The 23,251-nt window shown below is 73.1% G+C and carries 21 protein-coding genes; 11 read left to right on the plus strand and 10 right to left on the minus strand.

Features of this window, described 5'->3' with window-relative positions; all coding sequences use genetic code 11:
* Positions 1–3: 3 nt before the first annotated feature.
* Positions 4–999, minus strand: coding sequence for a deoxyribose-phosphate aldolase (deoC, locus tag ACZ6WH_RS23955; RefSeq protein WP_469730692.1), 996 nt, complete (start codon positions 997–999; stop codon positions 4–6).
* Positions 1,000–1,157: 158 nt separating this feature from the next.
* On the opposite strand from deoC, the gene ACZ6WH_RS23960 reads away from it, so the two are divergent.
* Complete coding sequence (locus ACZ6WH_RS23960; protein WP_469730423.1) at positions 1,158–1,775, plus strand: PH domain-containing protein; 618 nt, start codon at positions 1,158–1,160, stop codon at positions 1,773–1,775.
* A gap of 109 nt (positions 1,776–1,884) precedes the next feature.
* On the opposite strand, the gene ACZ6WH_RS23965 is transcribed toward ACZ6WH_RS23960, so the two are convergent.
* From ACZ6WH_RS23965 to ACZ6WH_RS23975, 3 genes are all read right to left on the minus strand, one after another.
* Positions 1,885–3,552, minus strand: a complete 1,668-nt coding sequence (locus tag ACZ6WH_RS23965; RefSeq protein ID WP_469730425.1) for a phospho-sugar mutase — start codon at positions 3,550–3,552, stop codon at positions 1,885–1,887.
* A gap of 262 nt (positions 3,553–3,814) precedes the next feature.
* Positions 3,815–4,636, minus strand: coding sequence for a purine-nucleoside phosphorylase (locus ACZ6WH_RS23970; protein WP_432858244.1), 822 nt, complete (start codon positions 4,634–4,636; stop codon positions 3,815–3,817).
* Positions 4,637–4,763: 127 nt separating this feature from the next.
* Positions 4,764–5,201: a gamma-glutamylcyclotransferase family protein gene (locus ACZ6WH_RS23975; RefSeq protein ID WP_030254019.1), complete on the minus strand. Its 438-nt coding sequence runs from the start codon at positions 5,199–5,201 to the stop codon at positions 4,764–4,766.
* A 228-nt stretch (positions 5,202–5,429) separates the two neighbouring features.
* Between ACZ6WH_RS23975 and ACZ6WH_RS23980 the strand changes: the two genes are divergently transcribed.
* Entirely contained in the window at positions 5,430–6,866 is a 1,437-nt protein-coding gene (locus ACZ6WH_RS23980; RefSeq protein WP_432858246.1) for an NAD(P)H-quinone dehydrogenase, read from the plus strand.
* Between the two features lie 134 nt (positions 6,867–7,000).
* Complete coding sequence (locus tag ACZ6WH_RS23985) at positions 7,001–7,984, plus strand: DeoR/GlpR family DNA-binding transcription regulator (RefSeq protein WP_361559861.1); 984 nt, start codon at positions 7,001–7,003, stop codon at positions 7,982–7,984.
* Between the two features lie 58 nt (positions 7,985–8,042).
* Here the strand turns inward: ACZ6WH_RS23985 and ACZ6WH_RS23990 are convergent, their stop codons facing one another.
* Positions 8,043–8,633 carry a TetR/AcrR family transcriptional regulator gene (locus tag ACZ6WH_RS23990; RefSeq protein ID WP_432858249.1) on the minus strand — a complete coding sequence of 197 codons (591 nt, stop codon included), beginning with the start codon at positions 8,631–8,633 and terminating at the stop codon, positions 8,043–8,045.
* Positions 8,634–8,818: 185 nt separating this feature from the next.
* Positions 8,819–10,591: an acetyl/propionyl/methylcrotonyl-CoA carboxylase subunit alpha gene (locus ACZ6WH_RS23995; protein ID WP_469730429.1), complete on the minus strand. Its 1,773-nt coding sequence runs from the start codon at positions 10,589–10,591 to the stop codon at positions 8,819–8,821.
* A 430-nt stretch (positions 10,592–11,021) separates the two neighbouring features.
* Here ACZ6WH_RS23995 and ACZ6WH_RS24000 point away from each other — a divergent pair, with 430 nt between their 5' ends.
* On the plus strand, positions 11,022–11,477 hold the full coding sequence (locus tag ACZ6WH_RS24000; RefSeq protein ID WP_469730431.1) for a hypothetical protein: 456 nt from the start codon (positions 11,022–11,024) through the stop codon (positions 11,475–11,477).
* A gap of 8 nt (positions 11,478–11,485) precedes the next feature.
* Here the strand turns inward: ACZ6WH_RS24000 and ACZ6WH_RS24005 are convergent, their stop codons facing one another.
* Positions 11,486–12,094 (minus strand): Maf family protein, encoded by a 609-nt coding sequence (locus ACZ6WH_RS24005; RefSeq protein WP_469730433.1) that lies wholly within the window; start codon positions 12,092–12,094, stop codon positions 11,486–11,488.
* Positions 12,095–12,336: 242 nt separating this feature from the next.
* Here ACZ6WH_RS24005 and ACZ6WH_RS24010 point away from each other — a divergent pair, with 242 nt between their 5' ends.
* Together ACZ6WH_RS24010 and fahA are read left to right on the plus strand one after the other, a co-directional pair.
* Positions 12,337–13,260 carry a hypothetical protein gene (locus tag ACZ6WH_RS24010; RefSeq protein WP_469730435.1) on the plus strand — a complete coding sequence of 308 codons (924 nt, stop codon included), beginning with the start codon at positions 12,337–12,339 and terminating at the stop codon, positions 13,258–13,260.
* Positions 13,257–14,519: a fumarylacetoacetase gene (gene fahA / locus ACZ6WH_RS24015; protein ID WP_469730437.1), complete on the plus strand. Its 1,263-nt coding sequence runs from the start codon at positions 13,257–13,259 to the stop codon at positions 14,517–14,519. The genes ACZ6WH_RS24010 and fahA overlap by 4 nt, the downstream gene beginning before the upstream one ends.
* Here fahA and mmpB read toward each other — a convergent pair.
* The 3 genes from mmpB to ACZ6WH_RS24030 form a co-directional block, all read right to left on the minus strand.
* On the minus strand, positions 14,490–14,621 hold the full coding sequence (gene mmpB / locus ACZ6WH_RS24020) for a morphogenic membrane protein MmpB (protein WP_263301601.1): 132 nt from the start codon (positions 14,619–14,621) through the stop codon (positions 14,490–14,492). The two genes, fahA and mmpB, sit on opposite strands and share 30 nt — an antisense overlap.
* Positions 14,622–14,740: 119 nt before the next feature.
* Positions 14,741–14,947: an acyl-CoA carboxylase epsilon subunit gene (locus tag ACZ6WH_RS24025; protein ID WP_469730439.1), complete on the minus strand. Its 207-nt coding sequence runs from the start codon at positions 14,945–14,947 to the stop codon at positions 14,741–14,743.
* 34 nt (positions 14,948–14,981) lie between these two features.
* Complete coding sequence (locus ACZ6WH_RS24030; protein WP_469730440.1) at positions 14,982–16,571, minus strand: acyl-CoA carboxylase subunit beta; 1,590 nt, start codon at positions 16,569–16,571, stop codon at positions 14,982–14,984.
* Positions 16,572–16,728: 157 nt separating this feature from the next.
* Here ACZ6WH_RS24030 and ACZ6WH_RS24035 point away from each other — a divergent pair, with 157 nt between their 5' ends.
* The 5 genes from ACZ6WH_RS24035 (at position 16,729) to hutH (ending at position 22,936) form a co-directional block, all read left to right on the plus strand.
* Complete coding sequence (locus ACZ6WH_RS24035; protein ID WP_469730442.1) at positions 16,729–17,610, plus strand: biotin--[acetyl-CoA-carboxylase] ligase; 882 nt, start codon at positions 16,729–16,731, stop codon at positions 17,608–17,610.
* A 237-nt stretch (positions 17,611–17,847) separates the two neighbouring features.
* Entirely contained in the window at positions 17,848–19,002 is a 1,155-nt protein-coding gene (locus tag ACZ6WH_RS24040) for an adenylate/guanylate cyclase domain-containing protein (protein WP_469730444.1), read from the plus strand.
* A 136-nt stretch (positions 19,003–19,138) separates the two neighbouring features.
* A complete protein-coding gene (locus tag ACZ6WH_RS24045) occupies positions 19,139–19,945 on the plus strand; it encodes an enoyl-CoA hydratase/isomerase family protein (RefSeq protein ID WP_469730446.1) in 807 nt (268 codons plus the stop codon).
* A 227-nt stretch (positions 19,946–20,172) separates the two neighbouring features.
* The gene (locus tag ACZ6WH_RS24050) at positions 20,173–21,285 is read left to right on the plus strand and encodes a GGDEF domain-containing protein (protein WP_469730694.1); all 1,113 of its coding nucleotides are present in this window, start codon (positions 20,173–20,175) and stop codon (positions 21,283–21,285) included.
* Positions 21,286–21,397: 112 nt separating this feature from the next.
* Positions 21,398–22,936, plus strand: a complete 1,539-nt coding sequence (gene hutH, locus ACZ6WH_RS24055; RefSeq protein WP_469730696.1) for a histidine ammonia-lyase — start codon at positions 21,398–21,400, stop codon at positions 22,934–22,936.
* Positions 22,937–23,251 lie beyond the last annotated feature (315 nt).

Here is a 23,251-nt window from a genome sequence, read left to right on the forward strand (position 1 = left end):
GTCTCAGTCCACCGTCACGTAGTCGGGGCCGGAGTACCGGCCGCTGCCGAGCTTCTGGCGCTGCATCAGCAGGTCGTTGAGGAGGCTGGACGCGCCGAACCGGAACCAGTCCGCGGTCAGCCACTGCTCGCCGAGGGTCTCGTTGACCATGACCAGGTACTTGATCGCGTCCTTGGTCGTGCGGATGCCGCCGGCCGGCTTCACGCCGACCTGCACCCCGAGCTGTGCGTGGAAGTCGCGGACGGCCTCCAGCATCAGCAGGGTGACCGGGGGAGTGGCGTTGACGCCGACCTTGCCGGTGGAGGTCTTGATGAAGTCGGCGCCCGCGAGCATCGCGAGCCAGGAGACCCGGCGCACGTTGTCGTAGGTCTGCAGCTCGCCGGTCTCGAAGATGACCTTGAGGTGCGCGGCGCTGCCGTCCGCGCGGACACAGGCCTCCTTGACGGCCTTGATCTCCTCGAAGACCTCCAGGTACCGGCCGGAGAGGAACGCGCCCCGGTCGATCACCATGTCGATCTCGTCGGCGCCGGCGGCGACCGCGTCCCGGGTGTCGGCGAGCTTCACCGGCAGCGCGGCGCGGCCCGCGGGGAAAGCGGTGGCCACGGAGGCGACATGGACGCCGGAGGCGCCCAGCGCGTCCTTGGCCGTCGCCACCATGTCCGGGTAGACGCAGATCGCGGCGACCTTCGGCACGGTGCGGTCGGTGGGGTCGGGGTTGACGCCCTTGGCGCACAGGGCCCGGACCTTGCCCGGGGTGTCCGCTCCTTCGAGCGTCGTCAGGTCGATCATCGAGACGGCGAGGTCGATGGCGTACGCCTTCGCCGTGTTCTTGATCGAGCGGGTGCCGAGCGCGGCGGCGCGGGCTTGCAGCCCGACGGCGTCGACGCCCGGGAGGCCGTGCAGGAAACGGCGCAGCGCCCGGTCGTCGGCGGTCACGTCCGCCATCGACGCCAGACGGCCCGCGGCTTCCTTGCCGTATGCGGGAACAGTGGTGGGCATGGTCACGAGGGGAGCATATCTACGCGCGTAGCGGTGTGTCACCCCTCCAGGTGGCACCGGGGAATTCCGGGCGCATTCCGCGCCCCCGGACCGGACGGCCGGCCATCGATGCCGGACCGCAACGTCCGGATGCCGGACTCTCGGGCACAATCGCCGGTATGACGAGCCCGGACAACTCCTCCAGCCGGCCCGCGCAGATCTACGCGGACCGCACCTACCGGTCGCCCGCGGCCCTGGTCGGCGGCGTCCTGCTGCTCGCGCTCATCGCCTGGCTGGGCATCGACGCGCTGGTCAACGGCACCCCCCGCACCCGCCTGTTGGCGGTGTCCGGACTGCTCCTCGGCGTGCCACTGATCACCGCGTACACCCTGCGGCCCGTGGTGCGCGCGAACGCGGAGCGGCTGACCGTGCGGAACCCCTTCCGTACCATCACGCTGCCCTGGGCATCGGTCGAGGACCTGCGCGCGTCCTTCTCCTGCGAGGTCTTCGCGGCCGGCAAGAAGTACCAGCTGTGGTCGATCCCGGTCTCGCTGCGCCAGCGCAAGCGCGCCAGCCGGATGTCGGCGAAGGCCGCGGGGGCCGCCGCGCGCGGCGCCGAACCGGTGGAGGTGCGGCGCGCCTCGGCCGACCAGTCGCTGGACGAGCTGCGGGAGCTGCAGGAGCGCAACGCGGGGCGCGAGGACGCGGACGGTTCGCCTGCCGTGCGCTGGGCGTACGAGATCATCGTGCCGATCGTGGTGGGCGCGGTGGCGCTGATCGTGCTGTTCGCGCTGTAGCGCGAGTGGCCGCGCCCCGGGGGAGTGGTCGACCTCGGCGCCGTCGTGGCCGGTCGCGCAGTTCCCCGCACCCTGAGGGGCGGGCCTCCGGGCCCGCCCCATGGGGGCGTCAGAGCCCGGCCGCCGCCGACAGGTCGGACTTCACCGCGGCGAGCGCCGCTTCGGCCGTACGGCGTGCCTCCGGGAGCGCCTCCCGGGACGCGACCGGCACGACGGCCTCCAGGTAGCACTTCAGCTTCGGCTCGGTGCCGCTCGGCCGGACGACCACCCGGCCCGCCGCGACCTCGCCGGCCCCGGACAGGGTGTACCGCAGGCCGTCCGTCGGCGGCAGCGACGCCGAGCCCCGGGACAGGTCCTCGGCCGAGGTCACCGCGAGCCCGCCGAGCGAGGCAGGCGGCTGCTCGCGCAGCCGGCGCATCGCGTCGGAGATGACCGACAGGTCCTCCACCCGCACGGAGAGCTGGTCGGTGGCGTGCAGCCCGTGCTCCACCGCCAGGTCGTCCAGCAGGCCGGTCAGCGTGCGCCCGTCCCGCTTGAGCACGGCCGCCAGCTCGGTGATCAGCAGCGCGGCGGTGATGCCGTCCTTGTCCCGCACCCCGGCCGGGTCGACCGCGTACCCCAGCGCCTCCTCGTAGGCGTACCGCAGGCCGTCCACCCGGGCCAGCCACTTGAAGCCGGTCAGCGTCTCGGTGTACGGCAGGCCGGCGGCGGCCGCGATCCGGGAGAGCAGCGAGGAGGAGACGATCGTCGTGGCGACGGTGCCCTGCGCGCCCGCGCCCACCACATGGGCGGCGAGCAGCGCGCCGACCTCGTCACCGCGCAGCATCCGCCAGCCCGCGGCGGCCTCCGGGTCCGGTACGGCCACGGCGCAGCGGTCCGCGTCCGGGTCGTTGGCGATGACGATGTCGGGGTCCGCCGTACGGGCCGCGGCGAAGGCCAGGTCCATCGCGCCCGGCTCCTCGGGGTTGGGGAACGCGACGGTCGGGAAGTCCGGGTCCGGCTCGGCCTGCTCGGGCACGACCACCGGCGCCGGGAACCCGGCACGCTCGAACGCGCCGACGAGCACCTCGCGGCCGACGCCGTGCATCGGCGTGTAGACGACGCGGATGTCCCGCGGCGAGCCGGCCGTGAGCACCGCCTGCGTACGGTCCAGGTACGCCGCGAGGACGTCCTCGCCGAGCACGTCCCAGCCGCCCTCCGGGCGCGCCACGCCGGCCAGCGCGCCGACCGCGGCGATCCGGGACGCGATCTCGCCGTCGGCGGGCGGCACGATCTGCGAGCCGTCACCGAGGTAGACCTTGTAGCCGTTGTCGCGGGGCGGGTTGTGGCTGGCGGTGACCTCCACGCCGGCCACCGCGCCCAGGTGCCGGATCGCGAAGGCGAGCACGGGGGTGGGCAGCGGACGCGGCAGCAGCGCGGCCTTCAGGCCCGCGCCGGTCATGACGGCGGCGGTGTCCCGGGCGAAGTCGGCGCTCTTGTGGCGCGCGTCGTAGCCGATGACGACCAGGCCGTCGCCCTGCCCCTGGTCCTTGAGGTACGCGGCCAGACCGGCGGCGGCCCGGATGACGACGGCGCGGTTCATCCGCATCGGGCCCGCGCCCAGCTCGCCGCGGAGGCCAGCGGTGCCGAACTGGAGGGTGCCGGCGAACCGGTCCGCCAGCTCGTCGGTGTCCTCGGTCTCGATGAGCTTCGCCAGCTCTTCGCGGGTCTCGGGGTCGGGGTCCTCGGCCAGCCAGGCCTTCGCCCGGCCGGTCAGCTCCGCGGGGACGGTTGCCACGTGATGCTCCTGCCTGTGGGGTGCGTGAGGGGTGCCTGTGGGTGCGGTGCGCGTGCGGTACGGACCGGGCTCGGGTGCCGGGGCACGGGAGTCCGTGCCGGGCGCGCACGGCGTCCGGCGAACGTGGCGCCGCGCGCACGGTGCCCTACGGACGGACCGGCGTACGCCCTGGTTCCCGCGTACGCCCCGGCTCGTGACCCCTACCCCGCGTCCGGCCCGGACGGCGGGAACCGGCCACCGGCCGGTTCCGTACCGGGCCGCGTCAGATCTTGCTGAGCACCTGGCCGAGCAGGCTGCCCATGCGGGTCGCGGAGTCGCGGCCGGCCTGGAGCACCTCTTCGTGGTTGAGCGGCTCGCCGGTCATGCCCGCAGCGAGGTTGGTCACCAGCGACAGGCCCAGCACCTCGGCACCCGCCTCACGTGCGGCGATGGCCTCCAGGACGGTGGACATGCCGACCAGGTCGGCGCCGAGCGTACGGATCATCCGGATCTCGGCGGGGGTCTCGTAGTGCGGCCCGGGGAACTGGGCGTAGACGCCCTCCTCCAGGGTCGGGTCGACCTCCTTGCACAGCGCGCGCAGCCGCGGCGAGTACAGGTCGGTCAGGTCGACGAAGTTCGCGCCGACGATGGGGGAGGTGGCGGTGAGGTTCAGGTGGTCGCTGATGAGGACCGGCTGGCCGGGACGCATGCCCTCGCGCAGACCGCCGCACCCGTTGGTGAGCACGACCGTCTTGCAGCCGGCGGCCACGGCGGTACGGACGCCGTGGGCGACGGCCGCCACTCCGCGGCCCTCGTAGTAATGCGTCCGGCCGAGGAAGACCAGCGCGCGCTTGTCGCCGATGAGGTACGAGCGGACCTTGCCGCCGTGCCCCTCCACTGCCGGCGGCGGGAAGCCGGGCAGCTCGGTGACGAGGAATTCGTGCTCGGGCTCGCCCAGCGCCTCGGCGGCCGGAGCCCAGCCGGAGCCCATGACCAGGGCAACGTCGTGGGTCTCGGCGCCGGTCAGCTCGCGCAGGCGGTCGGCGGCGTCGGTGGCGGCGGTACGCGGGTCGCTCGCCAGGTCCGGGGTAACAGATGCGTTCACGCGGACGAGGGTAGCCGGTAATCGCCTACGCGCGTAGATGTGTCTCATCACGGACGTGCGGCGGTGCGTTTGGTTCTTTCCTACGAACCGGCGGCGGCGAGCCCGCGCCGCCGGGCCCCGCGCGCCCTCAGCAGGGCCGTTTCCGCAGCTCCATCACATAGTCGTGCGGGGCGCCCGCCGACTCGGCCGCGTCCGCGATCTCACCGAGGTACCGGGCGGAGGGCAGCCCGCCCTCGTAGCCGTTCAGGACGTACAGCCAGGCCGCCTCGTCGCCGTCCAGCGTGTGCACCCTGACCCGCATCCGGCGGTATATGTCCATGCCGACGCCCTCCCAGCGGTCCATCGACTCCTCGTCCATCGGAGCGATGTCGTACAGCGCGACGAAGACCTGGGAACGCGGTGCCTCCACCAGCGTGGCGAGCGCCCCCTCCCAGCCCATCTGCTCCCCGCCGAACGTGAGCCGCCAGCCGTTCAGCCAGCCGGTGCCGCGCAGCGGTGAGTGGGGGGCGCGGCGGGACATCAGCCGCGCGTCGAGGTTGCCGGCGTAGGCGGCGTAGAGCGACATGGATCAGAGGGTACGGGAGGGCGGGCCGGGTCCCGTGGATCCACCGGGGCCACCGCGCCCGGCCTGCGCTCCCGCGGACGGCGGGTCCGTACGGCGGCCCCCGCGCTGAACGCGGGAGGCACGTGCGGGACAATGAGTACGTACTGCATCTCCCGGGGGGTGACCCCCGGACCCCCGGCCGGAACCGCGCCGGTTGGGCCGGAATACGAGAGCGCGAGGCGTAATCCCTTGACCCGGATCGTGATCATCGGTGGCGGACCTGGCGGCTACGAGGCGGCGCTGGTGGGCGCCCAGCTCGGTGCGGAGGTGACCGTCGTCGACTGCGACGGCCTCGGCGGCGCATCGGTGCTCACCGACTGTGTGCCCTCGAAGACTCTCATCGCGACGGCCGAGGTGATGACCACCTTCGACTCGTCGTACGAAGAACTGGGCATCATCGTCGAGGACGACACCCCGCACATCGACCGCCCCGCGCGCGTCGTCGGCGTCGACCTCGGCAAGGTCAACCGGCGTGTGAAGCGCCTCGCGCTCGCCCAGTCGCACGACATCACCGCCTCCGTCACCCGCGCCGGCGGCCGGGTCATGCGCGGCCGCGGCCGGCTGGAGCCGGGCCAGGCCGTGGACGGCTCACGCCAGGTCACCGTCACCGCCGCCGACGGCAGCGAGGAGACGCTGACCGCCGACGCCGTACTGGTCGCCACCGGCGCGCACCCCCGCGAGATCCCCGACGCGCAGCCCGACGGCGAGCGCATCCTGAACTGGACGCAGGTCTACGACCTGGACGAGCTCCCCGAGGAGCTCATCGTGGTCGGCTCCGGCGTCACCGGCGCCGAGTTCGCCGGCGCCTACCAGGCCCTCGGCTCCCGCGTCACCCTCGTCTCCTCCCGTGACCGCGTGCTCCCGGGCGAGGACCCGGACGCCGCCGCCGTCCTGGAGGACGTCTTCCGCCGCCGCGGCATGAACGTGATGTCCCGCTCCCGCGCCGCCTCCGCCAAGCGTGTCGGCGACCGTGTCGAGGTGACCCTCTCGGACGGCCGTACGATCACCGGCACGCACTGCCTGATGGCCGTCGGCTCGATCCCGAACACCGAGGGCGTCGGCCTGGAAGAGGCCGGCGTGAAGCTCAAGGACTCCGGCCACATCTGGACCGACAAGGTCTCCCGCACCTCGGCCCCCGGCGTGTACGCGGCCGGCGACTGCACCGGCGTCTTCGCGCTCGCCTCGGTCGCGGCCATGCAGGGCCGGATCGCGATGTACCACTTCCTCGGCGACGCGGTGGCCCCGCTGAACCTGAAGACCGTCTCCGCGAACGTCTTCACCGACCCGGAGATCGCCACTGTCGGTTACAGCCAGGCCGACGTCGACAACGGCAGGATTGACGCCCGCGTCGTGAAACTGCCCCTGCTGCGCAACCCGCGTGCGAAGATGCAGGGCATCCGCGACGGCTTCGTCAAGCTGTTCTGCCGCCCCGGCACAGGCATCGTCGTGGGCGGTGTGGTCGTATCACCGCGCGCGAGCGAACTCATTCATCCGATATCGATCGCGGTGGACAACAACCTGACGGTGGAGCAGATCGCCAGCGCCTTCACCGTCTACCCCTCGCTCTCCGGCTCGATAGCCGAGGTCGCGCGGCAGCTGCACACCCGCAAGTCCGCCGGGGAGTGAGCCCGGCGGCACGCCGGGGGCGGGTTCGCACGAACGACCGCCCTATATCACTCGCGGGTGTCGCAGACGAACAACTTCCGATAATTGGTGCAACCTGCTGAAAACAGACGGTCGTTGGCGTTACTGTCAGTTTCGTGTTCGCTGCAGAACGTCGCCAATTGATCCTTGAAATGGTGCGAGCGAACGGAGCGGTTTCGCTCCGTGAGCTCGCCCGTGTCGTCCAGACCTCAGAAGTGACCGTACGGCGGGACGTGCGGGCACTGGAGGCGGAAGGACTGCTCGACCGCCGGCACGGCGGTGCGGTGCTGCCGGGTGGCTTCACCCGCGAATCCGGCTTCCCGCAGAAATCCCATCTAGCAACCGCGGAGAAGACGGCCATCGCCGATCTCGCCGCGAGCTTCGTCGAAGAGGGCGAGGCCATCGTCGTCGGCGCGGGGACGACCACACAGGAGCTGGCCCGCCGGCTCGCCCGGGTCCCGGGTCTGACCGTCGTGACCAACTCCCTGTTGGTCGCCCAGGCCCTGGCGCACGCCAACCGCGTCGAGGTCGTCATGACCGGCGGCACGCTCCGGGGCTCCAACTACGCGCTGGTCGGCAGCGGTGCCGAGCAGTCCCTCCAGGGGCTGCGGGTGTCCCGTGCCTTCCTGTCGGGCAGCGGTCTGACCGCCGAGCGCGGACTCTCCACCTCCAACATGCTCTCCGCCAGCGTCGACCGGGCGCTGGTGCAGGCGGCGGCGGAGGTGGTGGTCCTCGCCGACCACACCAAACTCGGTACGGACACCATGTTCCAGACGGTGCCGACCGACGTCATCACACGCCTGGTGACGGACGAACCGCCCGGCCACGACGACCGTGCCGCGACCGAACTGCAGGCCCTGGCCGATCAGGGCGTGCAGATCACGGTCGCCGGCGGGGCCGCGGCGGCGGCCGCCCAGGGCCAGGGGAGTGCGGAAGGTACCCCGGCGGCGGACCGCCGGGGTCCGAGAAGGGAGGTACCACTGCCGGGACAACGGCGCAGCCATTCCCCCACCGGCGCCGGGCCGCAGCTGCGCTCGGCCGCGCTCGCCCCCGATCCGCAGTCGGGCCGGGTCGCCGACCTGGCGCCACGACGTCGCTGAGCGCTGAGAACCGCGGGGTCTCAGCCGCTCGGCACGTGCTTCCGTACGACGATGTCGCTCACCGGCCGGCCTTCAGGCCGGTCAGGGTGAGTGTCAGCAGCCGGTCGGCCAGTTCCGGGTCGTCCGGCGACTCCTCCGCGGCCAGCGCGATGCCGTTGGTCAGCTGCATCAGGTCCCGGATGTCCACATCGGGACGTACGGCACCGGACTGCTGGGCCCGGGTGAGCAGTACGCCGCCCGCCTCGCGCATCGGCCGGCTGCATCTGGCCAGCCCGGAGCTCTCGTCGGCCGGCGCCGCCATCAGCGCGCGCGACAGCCCGCGGTAGGTGCTGGCGTGCGTGATGATCGCGCGCAGCCACTCCACCAGCGCGGCACAGGGCTGCGGCGCGTCGCCCAGCTCCCGTGCGCGGGCCAGCAGGGCCTCCACCTCGCACTGGAAGACGGCGCCCATCAGCGCGGTCCGGTCCGGGAAGTGGCGGTAGAGCGTGCCGATGCCGACACCGGCGCGGCGCGCGATGTCCTCCAGCGAGGTGTCCGTGCCGCGCTCGGTGAAGGCCGTCCGGGCCTCCGCCAGCAGCCGCTCGTAGTTCCGGCGCGCGTCGGCCCGCATGGGGCGTGCGGAATCGTTGTGCGCCGTCTCGGTGGCCATCGCCGTCCTTCCTGTACCTGCCCTTCCGTAGGCAGGACTCGCCTCAACGGTATCGGGTGGCCGAACGGCCGGCCCGGTCCGCGGCCGAAGCCCGTACGACCGAGGGGCGCCCGGCTCGGTCGGCCGGGCGCCCCTCGGTCAGCTGCGTACGGGCGACGCCGTGGTCGCTCTCCCGCTCCTCCGGATCAGTCCTTGATTTCGCAGATGACGGCGCCGGCGGTGAGGGAGGCGCCGACCTCGGCGGTCAGGCCCTTGACGGTGCCGGAGCGGTGCGCGTTCAGCGGCTGTTCCATCTTCATGGCCTCCAGGACGACGACGAGGTCGCCTTCCTTGACCTCCTGGCCCTCCTCCACCGCGATCTTGACGATGGTGCCCTGCATGGGGGAGGCCAGGCTGTCGCCGGAGGCGGCGGAGCCGGACTTCTTGGCGGCCTTGCGCTTGGGCTTGGCGCCCGCGGCCAGGCCGGTGCGGGCCAGCGACATGCCGAGGGAGGAGGGCAGGGAGACCTCCAGGCGCTTGCCGCCGACCTCGACGACGACGGTCTCGCGGCCGGCCTCGTCCTCGGCCTCGTCCGCGCCCGGCGCGGCGAAGGGCTTGATGTCGTTGACGAACTCGGTCTCGATCCAGCGGGTGTGGACCTGGAACGGGTCGGTGGAGCCGGTCAGCTCCGGCGCGAAGGCCGGGTCCTTGACCACGGTGCGGTGGAAGGGGATGGCGGTGGCCATGCCCTCGACGGTGAACTCCGCCAGGGCGCGGGCGGCGCGCTGCAGGGCCTGCCGGCGGGTGGCGCCGGTGACGATGAGCTTGGCGAGCAGGGAGTCCCAGGCCGGGCCGATGACGGAGCCGGACTCGACGCCGGCGTCCAGGCGCACGCCCGGGCCGGCGGGGGCCTCGAACTTCGTGACGGTGCCGGGGGCTGGCAGGAAGTTGCGGCCCGGGTCCTCGCCGTTGATGCGGAACTCGAAGGAGTGGCCGCGCACCGGCGGGTCGTCGTAGCCGAGCTCCTCGCCGTCGGCGATGCGGAACATCTCCCGGACCAGGTCCAGGCCGGTGACCTCCTCGGTGACCGGGTGCTCGACCTGCAGGCGGGTGTTGACCTCCAGGAAGGAGATGGTGCCGTCCTGGCCGACCAGGAACTCGCACGTCCCGGCGCCCTCGTAGCCGGCTTCCTTCAGGATGGCCTTGGAGGCGCGGTAGAGCTCGGCGTTCTGCTCGGCGGTCAGGAACGGCGCCGGGGCCTCTTCGACCAGCTTTTGGTGGCGGCGTTGCAGGGAGCAGTCGCGGGTGGAGACGACGACGACGTTGCCGTGCTTGTCGGCCAGGCACTGGGTCTCCACGTGCCGCGGGCGGTCCAGGTAGCGCTCGACGAAGCACTCGCCGCGGCCGAAGGCGGCGACCGCCTCGCGCACCGCGGAGTCGTACAGCTCGGGGACCTCTTCCAGGGTGCGGGCGACCTTCAGGCCGCGGCCGCCGCCGCCGAAGGCGGCCTTGATGGCGATGGGCAGGCCGTTTTCCTCGGCGAAGGCGACGACCTCGTCCGAGCCGGAGACGGGGTCCTTGGTGCCGGCGACCAGGGGGGCGCCGGCGCGCTGGGCGATGTGGCGGGCGGCGACCTTGTCGCCCAGGTCGCGGATGGCGTGCGGCGGGGGGCCGATCCAGATCAGTCCGGCGTCCAGCACGGCCTGGGCGAATTCGGCGTTCTCGGAGAGGAAGCCGTAGCCGGGGTGGATGGCGTCCGCGCCGGAATCGGCGGCGGCGGCCAGGACCTTGGCGATGTCCAGGTAGCTGGTGGCAGGAGTGTCACCGCCCAGGGCGTATGCCTCATCCGCCGCACGGACGTGCAGGGCATCCCGGTCCGGCTCGGCGTAGACCGCTACGCTTCCGATCCCGGCGTCCCGGCATGCACGGGCAACGCGGACAGCGATTTCGCCACGGTTGGCGATGAGCACCTTGCGCACGATGGCTCCCTCCTCGAAACAAGCTGAGTTTAGGGACTGACGACACCACGTGCCGAGTCGCCCCAGCGGGTGAGCTTGCCCACAAGGCGTCACCTTCCGACGCCGGCCGCACGCCGAAGTCCCCTCCATTCCCAGGGTATGCCCGGGAGTTCGGTCGCACGATCGAGGATCGGTGTGGGCAACGTCTCGCCTCACTCGATCCCCGATCGACACCGTTTCTTTGTTGGGATCCCACTAATGGCGGAGCGAAACTTTGCCGGGTGGGTGTCGGGTGTGACGTACGGGAAAGCCGTCTGTCGCACGCCCCTTGTCCTGGCTATTACCCAGCAGTAGCGTGCACCCGTCTTCTGTACTCGCGGTAACAGGAGCGCGAACGCGCCGGGCAGGGCGGACGCGAACGCGCCGGACACAGCGGAAGTGGGTGGGCAGGGTGGCGGCACGCAGACCCGTGGCGGTGGTGACGGCCGTGGTCCTCGTCCTCGAAGCGGCCGGGATCGCGCTGCTCAACTGGATCCTCAGCGTCTTCGTCGACCGGCAGCAGATGTCGCTGGCGGGCCTGAAGGCCGATGCCATGTCGGCCGGGGCCTGGATCGGCGGCATCGTCATCGGCCTGTACCTGCTGCTCTGCGCCTTCTTCGCGCTGCGCTGCGCGGTCCGGGACCGCGCGCCCGGTGGCTTCGCCCGCACCGTCCTCATCAGCTGCGCGGTGATCCACGGCGTGGTCGGCGCGTTCACCGTCGGGCTGGTCGGCTGGGCCGCCTTCGTCGGCGCGATGGTCGTCCTCGGCCTGCTCATCTTCACCCTGCTGGCATACGCGCCGGCCGCGGAAGCCCCGGAGCCGGCCGAGCCGGGCACGCCGGGCGCCGAGCCGTCCCCGGCGGCGTAGCCCCGGAGTCACCGCGCCCAGAGGTCGGTGATCCGCACGTCCACGTCGGCCAGAAGGCGGCGGAGGAGCGGCAGGGACAGGCCGATGACGTTGCCCGGGTCGCCGTCGATGCCGTCGATGAAGGGCGCCGAGCGGCCGTCGAGGGTGAACGCGCCCGCCACGGACAGCGGTTCGCCGCTCGCCACGTAGGCGGCGATCTCCGCGTCCGACGGTTCGCCGAAGCGGACGGTGGTGGAGGCGGTGGCCGAGACCCGGCGGCCGCTCCCGGTGTCGATGACGCAGTGCCCGGTCCGCAGCACGCCGGACCGGCCGCGCATCGACTTCCAGCGGGCGGTGGCGTCCTCCGCGTCGGCCGGCTTGCCCAGCGCCCGCCCGTCCAGGTCCAGTACCGAGTCGCAGCCGATGACCAGCGCGCCGGCGGCCTCGGTGCGCCGCGCCACGGCGTCGGCCTTGGCCTCGGCCAGTACGCGGGCCAGCTCGCCCGGGGTGTCGGCGGTGATCGCGTCCTCGTCCACGCCGCTGACGACGACGTCGGGGGCCAGGCCGGCCTGGCGCAGCAGGCCGAGGCGGGCGGGGGACTGGGAGGCGAGCACGAGGCGGCGGCGCTGTTCGGTCATGCGGCTCATGGTAGGCGGGCGGGCTATTGACAGTCGTTCGGCCTGCGGCCACAGTGCAGTGGCGCGTTCGCATATCAACGATCTCTGTCCGATAGTCGGACGCGCATCCGGCACCGCCGCCCCCATGGTGGCCTGTACGACGAGGAGTTGCCGCCCCGCACGGCTCCGGCCCGCTGCGCACCGGCGGGTGCGGGTATGCCTGGACGTGGGCAGGCGGCCACGGACCTCAGGAGGCGTGAGCGATGACCACATCCGCGTTGTACGGACGGCTCGTGGACGATGCCGGGCTCTTCCCGCCCGAGCAGCTGGCGATGGATGCGGCCGTCGCGCGGCACCGGGCCGACGCCGCGGCCGGCGATCCGGTGCTCAGCCACCGCTTCCTCTGCCCCGCCGGGCGGCTGCCGGAGCTGTCGGCGGCGCTGGGCGAGGGGGACCGCTTCCGGCTGGGGCTGATCAGCCCGCTGGAGTGGGGCACGCTGGTCGAGGCGCACCGCCGGATCACCGCCGACGGCCGGCTGCGGCTGGTCGCCCTGGAGGGCACGGTGCCGGCGGGGCCCGACCCGGTGACCGCCGTCCGGCAGGCCGCCGACGCGCTGAAGAACCTGCCGTACGGCCCGCCGCCGGGCTTCCCGCAGCACGTCGAGGTGGCGCTCACCGACGGCTGGGAGGCCGTCCTGGACGAGCTGCTGACGGCCGGGCTCGCCGCGAAGGTGCGCTGCGGCGGCGTGAGCGCCGAGCTGTTCCCACCGGTGGAGCGGCTGGCGGCGTTCGTCTGCGCGTGCGTGCGCCGCGGGCTGCCGTTCAAGGCGACCGCCGGGCTGCACCACGCCGTGCGGTACCGCGACGCGGCCACCGGCTTCACCCACCACGGGTTCCTGAACCTGCTGCTCGCGGTGTGCCGGGCGGCGGACGGGGCGACGGCCGACGGCGTCGAGGCGGTACTGCGCTCCACCGATCCCGTCGCGCTGGCCGCCGAGGCCCGCGCGGTGACCCCGGCGCTCGCCGCGCGCACCCGCGCGGTGTTCACCGGATACGGCTCGTGCAGTACCAGCGAGCCGCTGGCAGACCTGCGGGCGCTGGGGCTGACCGGCTCCCGTCCGCATCCGAGGACTGCGACGACTGCGCAGACCGCGAAGCCCTCCACCGACAGGGAGCTGGACGTATGACGACCCGATCCTGGGTGCCCGTACCGGAGCACTCCGACTTCCCCGTGCAGAACCTGCCGTACGGGATCTTCTCCCGCGCGGGCGAGCCCGGTGTGCCGCCGCGCGCGGGCGTGGCGATCGGCGCGTACGTCCTGGACCTGTCGCGGCTGGGCGAGGCCGCCGGGCTGCCGTACGCGGCGGACTTCGCGGCGCCGACGCTGAATCCGTTCATGGCGCGCGGCCGGGAGGCGTGGCGGGCGGTGCGGGCGCGGCTGACCGAGCTGCTGACCGACGAGGGGCACCGCGCGGCCGTCGAGCCGCACCTGACCCCGCGGGACACGGTGACCCTGCACCTGCCGTTCGAGGTCGCCGACTACGTCGACTTCTACGCCTCCGAGCACCACGCGTCCAACCTGGGCCGGGTGTTCCGCCCGAACCAGCCGCCGCTGATGCCGAACTGGAAGCACCTGCCGGTCGGTTACCACGGGCGGGCCGGCACCGTCGTGGTCTCCGGCACGCCGGTCGTGCGGCCGTGCGGGCAGCGCAAGGCTCCGGACGCCGAGGCGCCCGGCTTCGGCCCGTCCGTACGGCTGGACATCGAGGCCGAGGTGGGCTTCGTGGTGGGGAGCCCGTCGGAGCTGGGGCGCCCGGTGTCCACGGCGGACTTCGCCGACCATGTCTTCGGCGCGGTGCTGGTCAACGACTGGAGCGCGCGGGACATCCAGGCGTGGGAGTACGTGCCGCTCGGCCCGTTCCTCGGCAAGTCCTTCGCCACCTCGGTCTCGCCGTGGGTGGTGCCGCTGGACGCGCTGGCGGAGGCGCGGGTCGCGCCGCCGGCGCAGGACCCCGAACCGCTGCCGTACCTGCGCGAGGACGAGCCGTGGGGGCTGGACCTGGCGATGGAGGTGGAGTGCAACGGCACGGTGCTCTCCCGGCCGCCGTTCCGCACCATGTACTGGACGGCGGCGCAGATGCTCGCCCATATGACGGTCAACGGCGCGAGCCTGCGTACCGGCGACTTCTACGCCTCCGGCACGGTCTCGGGACCGGCCGCTGACGAGCGGGGGTCGTTCCTGGAGCTGGGCTGGAACGGCACCGAACCGGTCAAGCTCGCCGACGGCTCCACCCGCGCCTACCTCAGTGACGGCGACACGGTCACGCTGCGCGCCACAGCGCCCGGCCCGGACGGGGTCCGGATCGGGTTCGGCGAGGTCAGCGGCACGGTCGAGCCGGCGCGCGAGGCGGCGGGCTCAGCCGGACAGACCGAGCAGCAGCAGTAACAGGACGGCGGCGACCGCCAGTACGATGCCGGCCCGACGGAGCATGGCTTCTGCTTTGCGCAGCTCCTCGGAGGGATCGTCGGACGGGTCGGACCAGAGCATGCTTCCCAGACTGCGACGGAAGCGGCCGTGGCGCCTGAGTACGCGTACTCAGGCGCCACGGTGAACCCTGGCCGCCGGGCGTCCACCCGGCGGCCACAAGAGGTGTACCGGCCGTTTCCCTAGCGCGGCCAGAAGCTGCTCCGCCAGGCGCGCGGGCCCGGGTGCGGAATCCGCCGCGGTACGAGGGACGCCGGGTCGGACCACTCCTCGCCCTGTGCCGGGCCGCCGGGCTCGGCGGCAGCGGCGGCCGCCGCGCGGGCCTGCACCACCGCGACCGCGGCGGCCAGTTCCTCGGGTGTCGGGTTGCCCCGTACGACCTTGATCACCGTCAGCCTCCTCTGATCCGTCGACGTGCGCGTCCTACAGCGGGATGTTGCCGTGCTTCTTCGGGGGCAGCTGCTCGCGCTTGTTGCGCAGCGTGCGCAGGCCGCGGACGATGTGCCGACGGGTCTCGGACGGCATGATCACCGCGTCGACGTAGCCGCGCTCGGCCGCCGCGTAGGGGTTGAGCAGGGCGTCCTCGTACTCGGCGATCAGCTCCTGGCGGCGGGCCTCCTGCGCGGCCGGGTCCTCGATGGCGGCGAGGGTGCGGCGGTGCAGGATGTTGACCGCGCCCTGCGCGCCCATGACCGCGATCTGGGCGGTGGGCCAGGCGAGGTTGAGGTCGGCGCCCAGGTGCTTGGAGCCCATGACGTCGTACGCGCCGCCGAAGGCCTTGCGGGTGATGACCGTGATCAGCGGGACGGTGGCCTCGGCGTAGGCGTAGATCAGCTTGGCGCCGCGCCGGATGATGCCGTCCCACTCCTGGTCGGTGCCGGGCAGGAAGCCGGGCACGTCCACGAAGGTGAGCACGGGGATGTTGTAGGCGTCGCAGGTGCGCACGAACCGCGCGGCCTTCTCGGAGGCCTTGATGTCCAGGGTGCCGGCGAACTGCATGGGCTGGTTGGCGACGATGCCCACCGAGTGGCCCTCCACCCGGCCGTAGCCGGTGACCATGTTCGGCGCGTACAGCGCCTGGACCTCCAGGAAGTCCTGGTCGTCCAGCACGTGCTCGATGACGGAGAGCATGTCGTAGGGCTGGTTGGCCGAGTCCGGGATGAGCGTGTCCAGCTCGCGGTCGGCGTCGGAGGTCTCCAGGTCCGCCTCCTCGGGGAAGGACGGCGGCTCGGAGAGGTTGTTGGAGGGCAGGTAGGACAGCAGTGCCTTGATGTACTCCACCGCGTCCTTCTCGTCGCCCGCCATGTGGTGGGCCACGCCGGAGGTGGCGTTGTGGGTGCGGGCGCCGCCCAGCTCCTCGAAGCCCACGTCCTCGCCGGTGACGGTCTTGATGACGTCGGGCCCGGTGATGAACATGTGCGAGGTCTGGTCGACCATCACGGTGAAGTCGGTGATGGCCGGGGAGTAGACCGCGCCGCCGGCGCAGGGGCCGACGATCAGGGAGATCTGCGGGATGACGCCGGAGGCGTGGGTGTTGCGGCGGAAGATCTCGCCGTAGGCGCCCAGGGAGACGACGCCTTCCTGGATGCGGGCGCCGCCGGAGTCGTTGATGCCGATGACCGGGCAGCCGTTCTTCAGCGCGAAGTCCATCACCTTGACGATCTTCTCGCCGAAGACGCCGCCCAGCGCCCCGCCGAAGACGGTGAAGTCCTGGCTGAACACCGCGACGGGGCGGCCGTCGACGGTGCCGTAGCCGGTGACCACGCCGTCGCCGTAGGGACGGTTCTCGGCCATGCCGAAATCGGTGGAACGGTGCCGCGCGAACTCGTCCAGCTCGACGAAGGACCCTTCGTCCAGCAGCAGATCGATCCGCTCACGGGCGGTCAACTTGCCCTTGGCGTGCTGCTTTTCCACGGCGCGCGCCGAACCGGCGTGCGTGGCCTCTTCGATACGTCGCTGAAGATCCGCCAGCTTGCCCGCTGTGGTCTGGATGTGTGCTTCCGGCTCGGACATCGGGATGCGGCTCCTGCTCGTCCTGGACTGGTGCTCGTACGGGTGGCGATACGCTCAGGGGTGTGGCTACCGATTCGTAGCGTATCCGCGGCGCTGCTCAGCGGCACTGCGTCGTTGGCCACACTCCGGGGCCGCGAAGCCTCCTAGGCTGGGCACCATGACGCCTCAACCGCCCGTAAACCCCGATAACTCAGACAAGGACCGTGGCGGCCGGTGGACCGACCTCGACCGTCCTCCGCTGAACGCGACGGCGCTGCGCAAGGCGCTCGTCCGCCCCGGCTCCCTGTGGACCGCCCTGGACGTGGTCCAGGCCACCGGCTCCACCAACACCGACCTGGCGGCCCGCGCGGCCAAGGGCGAGGCGGCGGCGGGCAGCGTGCTCGTCGCGGAGGAGCAGTCGGCGGCCCGCGGCCGGCTGGACCGCACGTGGTCGGCGCCGCCGCGCTCCGGGCTCTTCTTCTCCGTGTACCTGGAGCCCGACGTTCCCTCGGCGCGCTGGGGCTGGCTGCCGCTGCTGGCCGGGGTGGCCACCGCCACCGCGCTCGCCCGCGCGGCCGGCGTGGACACGGCGCTGAAGTGGCCCAACGACCTCCTGATCACTGTGGACGGCGAGGAGCGCAAGGCGGGCGGCATCCTCGCCGAGGCGGCCGGCGGCGGCGTCGTGCTCGGCATCGGCCTGAACGTTTCGCTGCGCGCCGACGAGCTGCCGGTGCCGACGGCCGGCTCGCTCGCCCTGGCCGGGGCGCAGGGCACCGACCGCGATCCGCTGCTGCGGGCCGTACTGCGTTCGCTGGAGCAGTGGTACGGCGACTGGCGGGCGGCCGGCGGCGACCCGGCGGCCGCCGGGCTCCAGGAGGCGTACGCGGCGGGCTGCGCGACGCTCGGCCGCACCGTCCGGGCGCTGCTCCCGGGCGACCAGGAGATCCGCGGCGAGGCGGTCGCCGTGGACGGCGACGGACGGCTGGTGCTGGCCACCGGGGACGGGGTGCAGCGGCCGGTCTCGGCGGGTGACATCGTCCATCTGCGGCCGGCGGGGTGAGCGGGCCGGCCGGGACCGGAAGGCCCTGCCGGGCGGGGCCGGGCCCCGAGCGGGGCCACCGGAGGCGGTGGGTGGCTGTTGACGACATTCCACACATGCGAATGGTGCGTTATGTGTGGAATGTGAGAGTGAGCCAGAGCACACCTGCCGTATCGTTGACGCGATCGGTCCGGCAGCGGGCCGCGGGCGAGCAGTGATCGGAAGGGCAGTGCGCAGGGATCGGAAGAGGAGGGCGCGGTGACCCTCGACGACTCGGGCGCATCGCCGCGCGACGCGGAAGCGGTACCGCGTGACGCCGAAGCCGCCGACGGCTCCGACGGGGAGTCCGGCGACGACACCATCGCCCTCCGCCTGGAACAGCTCATCCTCGGCTCCGAGCGGCGCTACACCCCGTTCCAGGCGGCCCGCAGCGCCGGCGTCTCCATGGAGCTGGCTTCCCGCTTCTGGCGGGCGATGGGCTTCGCGGACATCGGCCAGGTCAAGGCGCTCACCGAGGCCGACGTCCTGGCGCTGCGCCGGCTCTCCGGTCTGGTGGAGGCCGGGCTGCTGAGCGAGGCGATGGCGGTGCAGGTGGCCCGCTCGACCGGACAGACCACCGCCCGGCTCGCCGACTGGCAGATCGACTCCTTCCTGGAGGGCCTCACCGAACCCCAGGACTCCGGCCTGACCCGTACGGAGATCACCTACCCGCTGGTCGAGCTGCTCCTGCCCGAGCTGGAGGAGTTCCTGGTCTACGTCTGGCGCCGGCAGCTCGCCGCCTCGACGGGCCGGGTGGTCCAGGCCCAGGACGACGCCGAGATGGTCGACCGGCGGCTCGCCGTCGGCTTCGCCGACCTGGTCGGCTTCACCCGCCTCACCCGCCGCCTGGAGGAGGAGGAACTGGGCGAGCTGGTCGAGGCCTTCGAGACCACGGCCGCCGACCTGGTCGCCGCGCACGGCGGCCGGCTCATCAAGACCCTGGGCGACGAGGTGCTGTACTCCGCTGACGACGCGGGCACCGCCGCCGAGATCGGGCTGCGCCTCATCGAGACCATGGCCAACGACGAGACCATGCCCGAACTGCGGGTCGGCATCGCCTTCGGCACGGTCACGACCCGCATGGGCGACGTCTTCGGCAACACCGTGAACCTGGCCAGCCGGCTCACCTCCATAGCCCCCAAGGACACCGTCCTGGTCGACGAGGCGTTCGCCGAGGAGCTGAGCCGGAACGGCGACGCACCGGTCTCCGAGGCCGAGGCGGCAGCGGCGGAGAAGGAGGGCGAGGGGCCGGTCCCCACGTACCGCTTCGCCCTCCAGCCGATGTGGCAGCGCCCGGTCCGTGGCCTGGGCGTCGTCGAGCCCTGGCTCCTGACGAGGCGTGAGCCGAGAAAATCAGGCCGGTCCGACGTCTGAGGACCGGGGCCCGGGGCGGAGCCCCGCCCGCGGCGGAGCCGCTGATGTCGCAGCGGGAAGGGGCGGGACCGGGGCACCTTTCCCTCCCGGTTACGATCGCGTGTAAGCGACCGTTAACCGGGAGGGGTGTGGCCCCATGGGCGACCAGCACGAAGAGCGTTACGGCGATCACGTGGCAGTCATCCGCCACGGCGACCACGTCGCCGAACTGGCCATGGACCGCCCCAAGGCCATGAACGCCGTCTCGACGGCCATGGCCCGCTCCCTCACCGCCGCCTGCGACGCGCTCGCCGTCGACCGCTCCGTACGCGCCGTCGTGCTCACCTCCACCCACGACCGGGCCTTCTGCGTCGGCGCCGACCTCAAGGAGCGCAACTCCTTCACCGACGCCGACCTGATGCGCCAGCGCCCGTACACCCGCGCCGCCTACACCGGTGTGCTGGAGCTGCCGATGCCCACCATCGCGGCGGTGCACGGCTTCGCGCTGGGCGGCGGCTTCGAGCTGGCGCTCTCCTGCGACCTGATCGTGGCCGACCCCACCGCCGTGGTGGGCCTGCCCGAGGTCTCGGTCGGCGTGATCCCCGGCGGTGGCGGTACGCAGCTGCTGCCGCGCCGGGTGGGCGCGGCCCGCGCGGCCGAGCTGGTCTTCACCGCGCGCCGCGTCGAGGCCGCCGAGGCCGCCGGGCTGGGCCTGGTCGACCAGCTGGCCGGCGCGGGCGAGGACCGCACGGAGGCGCTGGAGCTGGCCGCGCGGATCGCCCGCAACTCGCCCGTCGGGCTGCGCGCCGCCAAGCGCGCGATGCGGCTGGGGCACGGCCTGGACCTGCGTACCGGGCTGGACCTGGAGGACGGTGCCTGGCGCAGCGTCGCCTTCTCCGGCGACCGGGCCGAGGGTGTGGCGGCCTTCAACGAGAAGCGGACCCCGGACTGGCCGGGGGAGTGACGCCGGGCCCGCACCGGCCCGCGCCGCGGCTCGGGGAGCGGCCACCGGCCTGAGCCGCACTCTCCGTCACCCTATAAAGGGCGAAACCCGCCATACCTTCCTACTCTGTAAGGTCAGGGCGCGCCGACGGTGACGGAGTGTGAGGGCCGGTGACGGGCGAAGCGGTGGGCGGTGGCGAGTACGGGTGCGACGCCCGGCTGCGGGCCGTCGTGGCGCTCGCCCAGTCCATGGCCGCAGCGCACCAGCCCAGGGAGTCGGCCAGGGCCGCCGCGTACGGCGCGTGCCGGGCGCTGGGCGGCTCCTTCGCCGCGGTCTCCGTGTGGGAGCGCCAGCGCGGCCGGCTCCGGGTGCTGGTCAACGTCGGTGACCTGACCGACGGCGAGCAGGAGTACCCGGACGACGAGTCCTACCCGGTGCACGAGTTCCCCGAGATCGTCGGCTTCCTGCACGAGCGGTGGGCGGGCGGCGGCGAGCCCGAGGCGTGGGTGGAGACCGCCGACGGGCCCCAGGAGGCGGGCGGATACGGCAGACAGGGCAGTGACCGGGGGAGAGTGGCCGCGCTGCGCCGCCGCGGCCGGGGCAGCTGCGTGGTGGCGCCCCTGGTGCTGCACGGCCGGGCGTGGGGGGAGCTGTACGTCGCCAGGCCGCGGGGGGCGCCGGTCTTCGGCCGGGACGACGCGGCCTTCGCGACCGTGCTGGCCGCGGTCGCGGCGGCCGGCATCGCCCAGACCGAGCGGCTGGCCGAAGCCCGCCGGCTGGCTTTCACCGACGCGCTGACCGGGCTGGCCAACCGGCGCGCGGTCGACATGCGGCTGGACGAGGCGCTGGAGCGGCACCGCGCCGACGGCACGGTCGTCAGCCTGGTGATCTGCGACCTCAACGGGCTGAAGCGGGTGAACGACACCCAGGGGCACACCGCGGGCGACCGCCTGCTGGAGCGGTTCGGCTCGGTGCTGTCGCTGTGCGGCGCGATACTGCCGGGTGCCCTCGCGGCCCGGCTGGGCGGCGACGAGTTCTGTCTGGTGGCGGCCGGGCCGCCGGCCGACGACGTGGTGCGGGTCGCGGCGGAACTGTGCCGCCGTGCGGGCGCGTTGGACCTCGGCGAGGGGGTGGCGGTCGGCGTCGCCTCGACCGGCGATCCGATCGGCCCGGTGCCGTCGGCGCGCCGCCTCTTCCGGCTCGCGGACGCCGCGCAGTACCGGGCCAAGGGCGCCCGTTCGCCGGGTCCGGTGGTGGCGGGCCGGAACGGTGGCGCGGACGATCCGGTCGTCCGCATGGCCGACGCTGCCGAGCAGGGCCCGACGGCCGCGGGTGGCGAGCGCCGGCGTTTCCGCCGCTGAGCGGGGTACGGCGGCGCCGGCCGGGCCGTACGCGTCCCGCGGGGTAAGGGGTGCTCCCGTACCCCGCTGATGACATCCGTGCTTTCACTCTCTAGGGTGCCTGAATATGGATATGCACACCGTGGTGCTGGACCCGACCGGCACGACCGCCCAGGACGTCATCGACGTGGCGCGCGGCGCCGCCCGCGTCGAGGTGTCCGCCGACGCGCTCGCCGCCGTCGCCGCCTCCCGCGCCTTCATCGACGACCTCGCCGCCAAGCCGGACCCGGTCTACGGCGTCTCCACCGGCTTCGGCGCGCTCGCCGTGCGGCACATCAGCCCCGAGCTGCGTGCCCAGCTCCAGCGCAACATCGTCCGCTCGCACGCGGCCGGCATGGGCCCGCGCGTCGAGCGCGAGGTGGTCCGCGCGCTGATGTTCCTGCGCCTGAAGACCCTCGCCTCGGGCCGTACGGGCGTCCGTCCCCTGGTCGTGGCGGCGATGGCGAAGCTGCTGAACGCGGGCATCACCCCCGTCGTCCACGAATACGGCTCGCTCGGCTGCTCCGGCGACCTCGCGCCGCTCTCGCACTGCGCGCTGACCCTGATGGGAGAGGGCGAGGCCGAGGGCCCGGACGGCGTCGTACGCCCCTCCGGCGAGCTGCTGGCCGCCCACGGGATCGAGCCCGTCGAGCTGCGCGAGAAGGAGGGCCTGGCCCTCCTGAACGGCACCGACGGCATGCTCGGCATGCTCGTGATGGCCTGCGCCGACCTGGCCCGGCTCTTCACCTCCGCCGACATCACCGCGGCCCTCTCCCTGGAGGCGCTGCTCGGTACGGACAAGGTCCTCGCGCCCGAGCTGCACGCCATCCGCCCGCACCCGGGCCAGGCCGCCTCGGCCGCCAACATGCTGAAGGTGCTGGCCGGCTCCGAGCTGACCGGTCACCACCAGGACGATGCCCCGCGCGTCCAGGACGCGTACTCCGTGCGCTGCGCCCCGCAGGTCGCGGGCGCCGGCCGGGACACCCTGGCGCACGCCCGGCTGGTCGCCGAGCGCGAGCTGGCCGCCGCCGTCGACAACCCCGTCGTCCTGGAGGACGGCCGGGTGGAGTCCAACGGCAACTTCCACGGCGCTCCGGTCGCCTACGTGCTGGACTTCCTCGCCATCGCCGCCGCCGACCTCGGCTCGGTCGCCGAGCGCCGTACGGACCGGCTGCTGGACAAGAACCGCTCGCACGGCCTGCCCGCCTTCCTCGCCGGTGACCCGGGCGTGGACTCCGGGCTGATGATCGCCCAGTACACGCAGGCCGCGCTGGTCAGCGAGATGAAGCGGCTCGCGGCCCCGGCCTCGGTGGACTCCATCCCGTCCTCCGCCATGCAGGAGGACCACGTCTCGATGGGCTGGTCGGCGGCGCGCAAGCTGCGGACCGCGGTCGACAACCTGACCCGGGTCGTCGCCGTCGAGCTGTACGCAGCGGCCCGCGCGGTGGAGATGCGGGACGGGCTGACGCCGTCCCCGGCCACCCGTGCGGTACTGGCGGCGGCACGGGCCGAAGGCGTCCAGGGCCCGGGGGAGGACCGTTTCCTCGCACCCGACCTGGCGGCGGCGTACGAGTTCGTACGAAGCGGCAAGCTGATCGCGGCAGTGGAGCCGGTCACGGGGGAGCTGGCCTGAGGCGAGCGGACGCCGCTCCGGGGCGGCGGCGGAGGTTCTTCGCCGCCGCCTTTCGGGTAACCCCCTGCTGGGGGGACGTGACCGTTCGAATCGCCCCGTAAGCGCTGCGGCGTCGCCGCGCCCGCCCGGCGGCCTCCGCCCCGCAGGCGGTCTGCCGGTTGCTCGGACTGTCCGCCGGGCTCCTCAGCCGTCTTCCGGCTCCTCGGGCCGCCTACCGACTCCTCAGGCTGCCCGCCGACCCCTCAGGCCGCTTACCGGCTGCTCAGCCGTCCTCCGGCTCCTTAGGCGGTCTGCTGACTCCCCAGACCGTCTACC

The organism is Streptomyces sp. NPDC050806 (assembly GCF_055586425.1).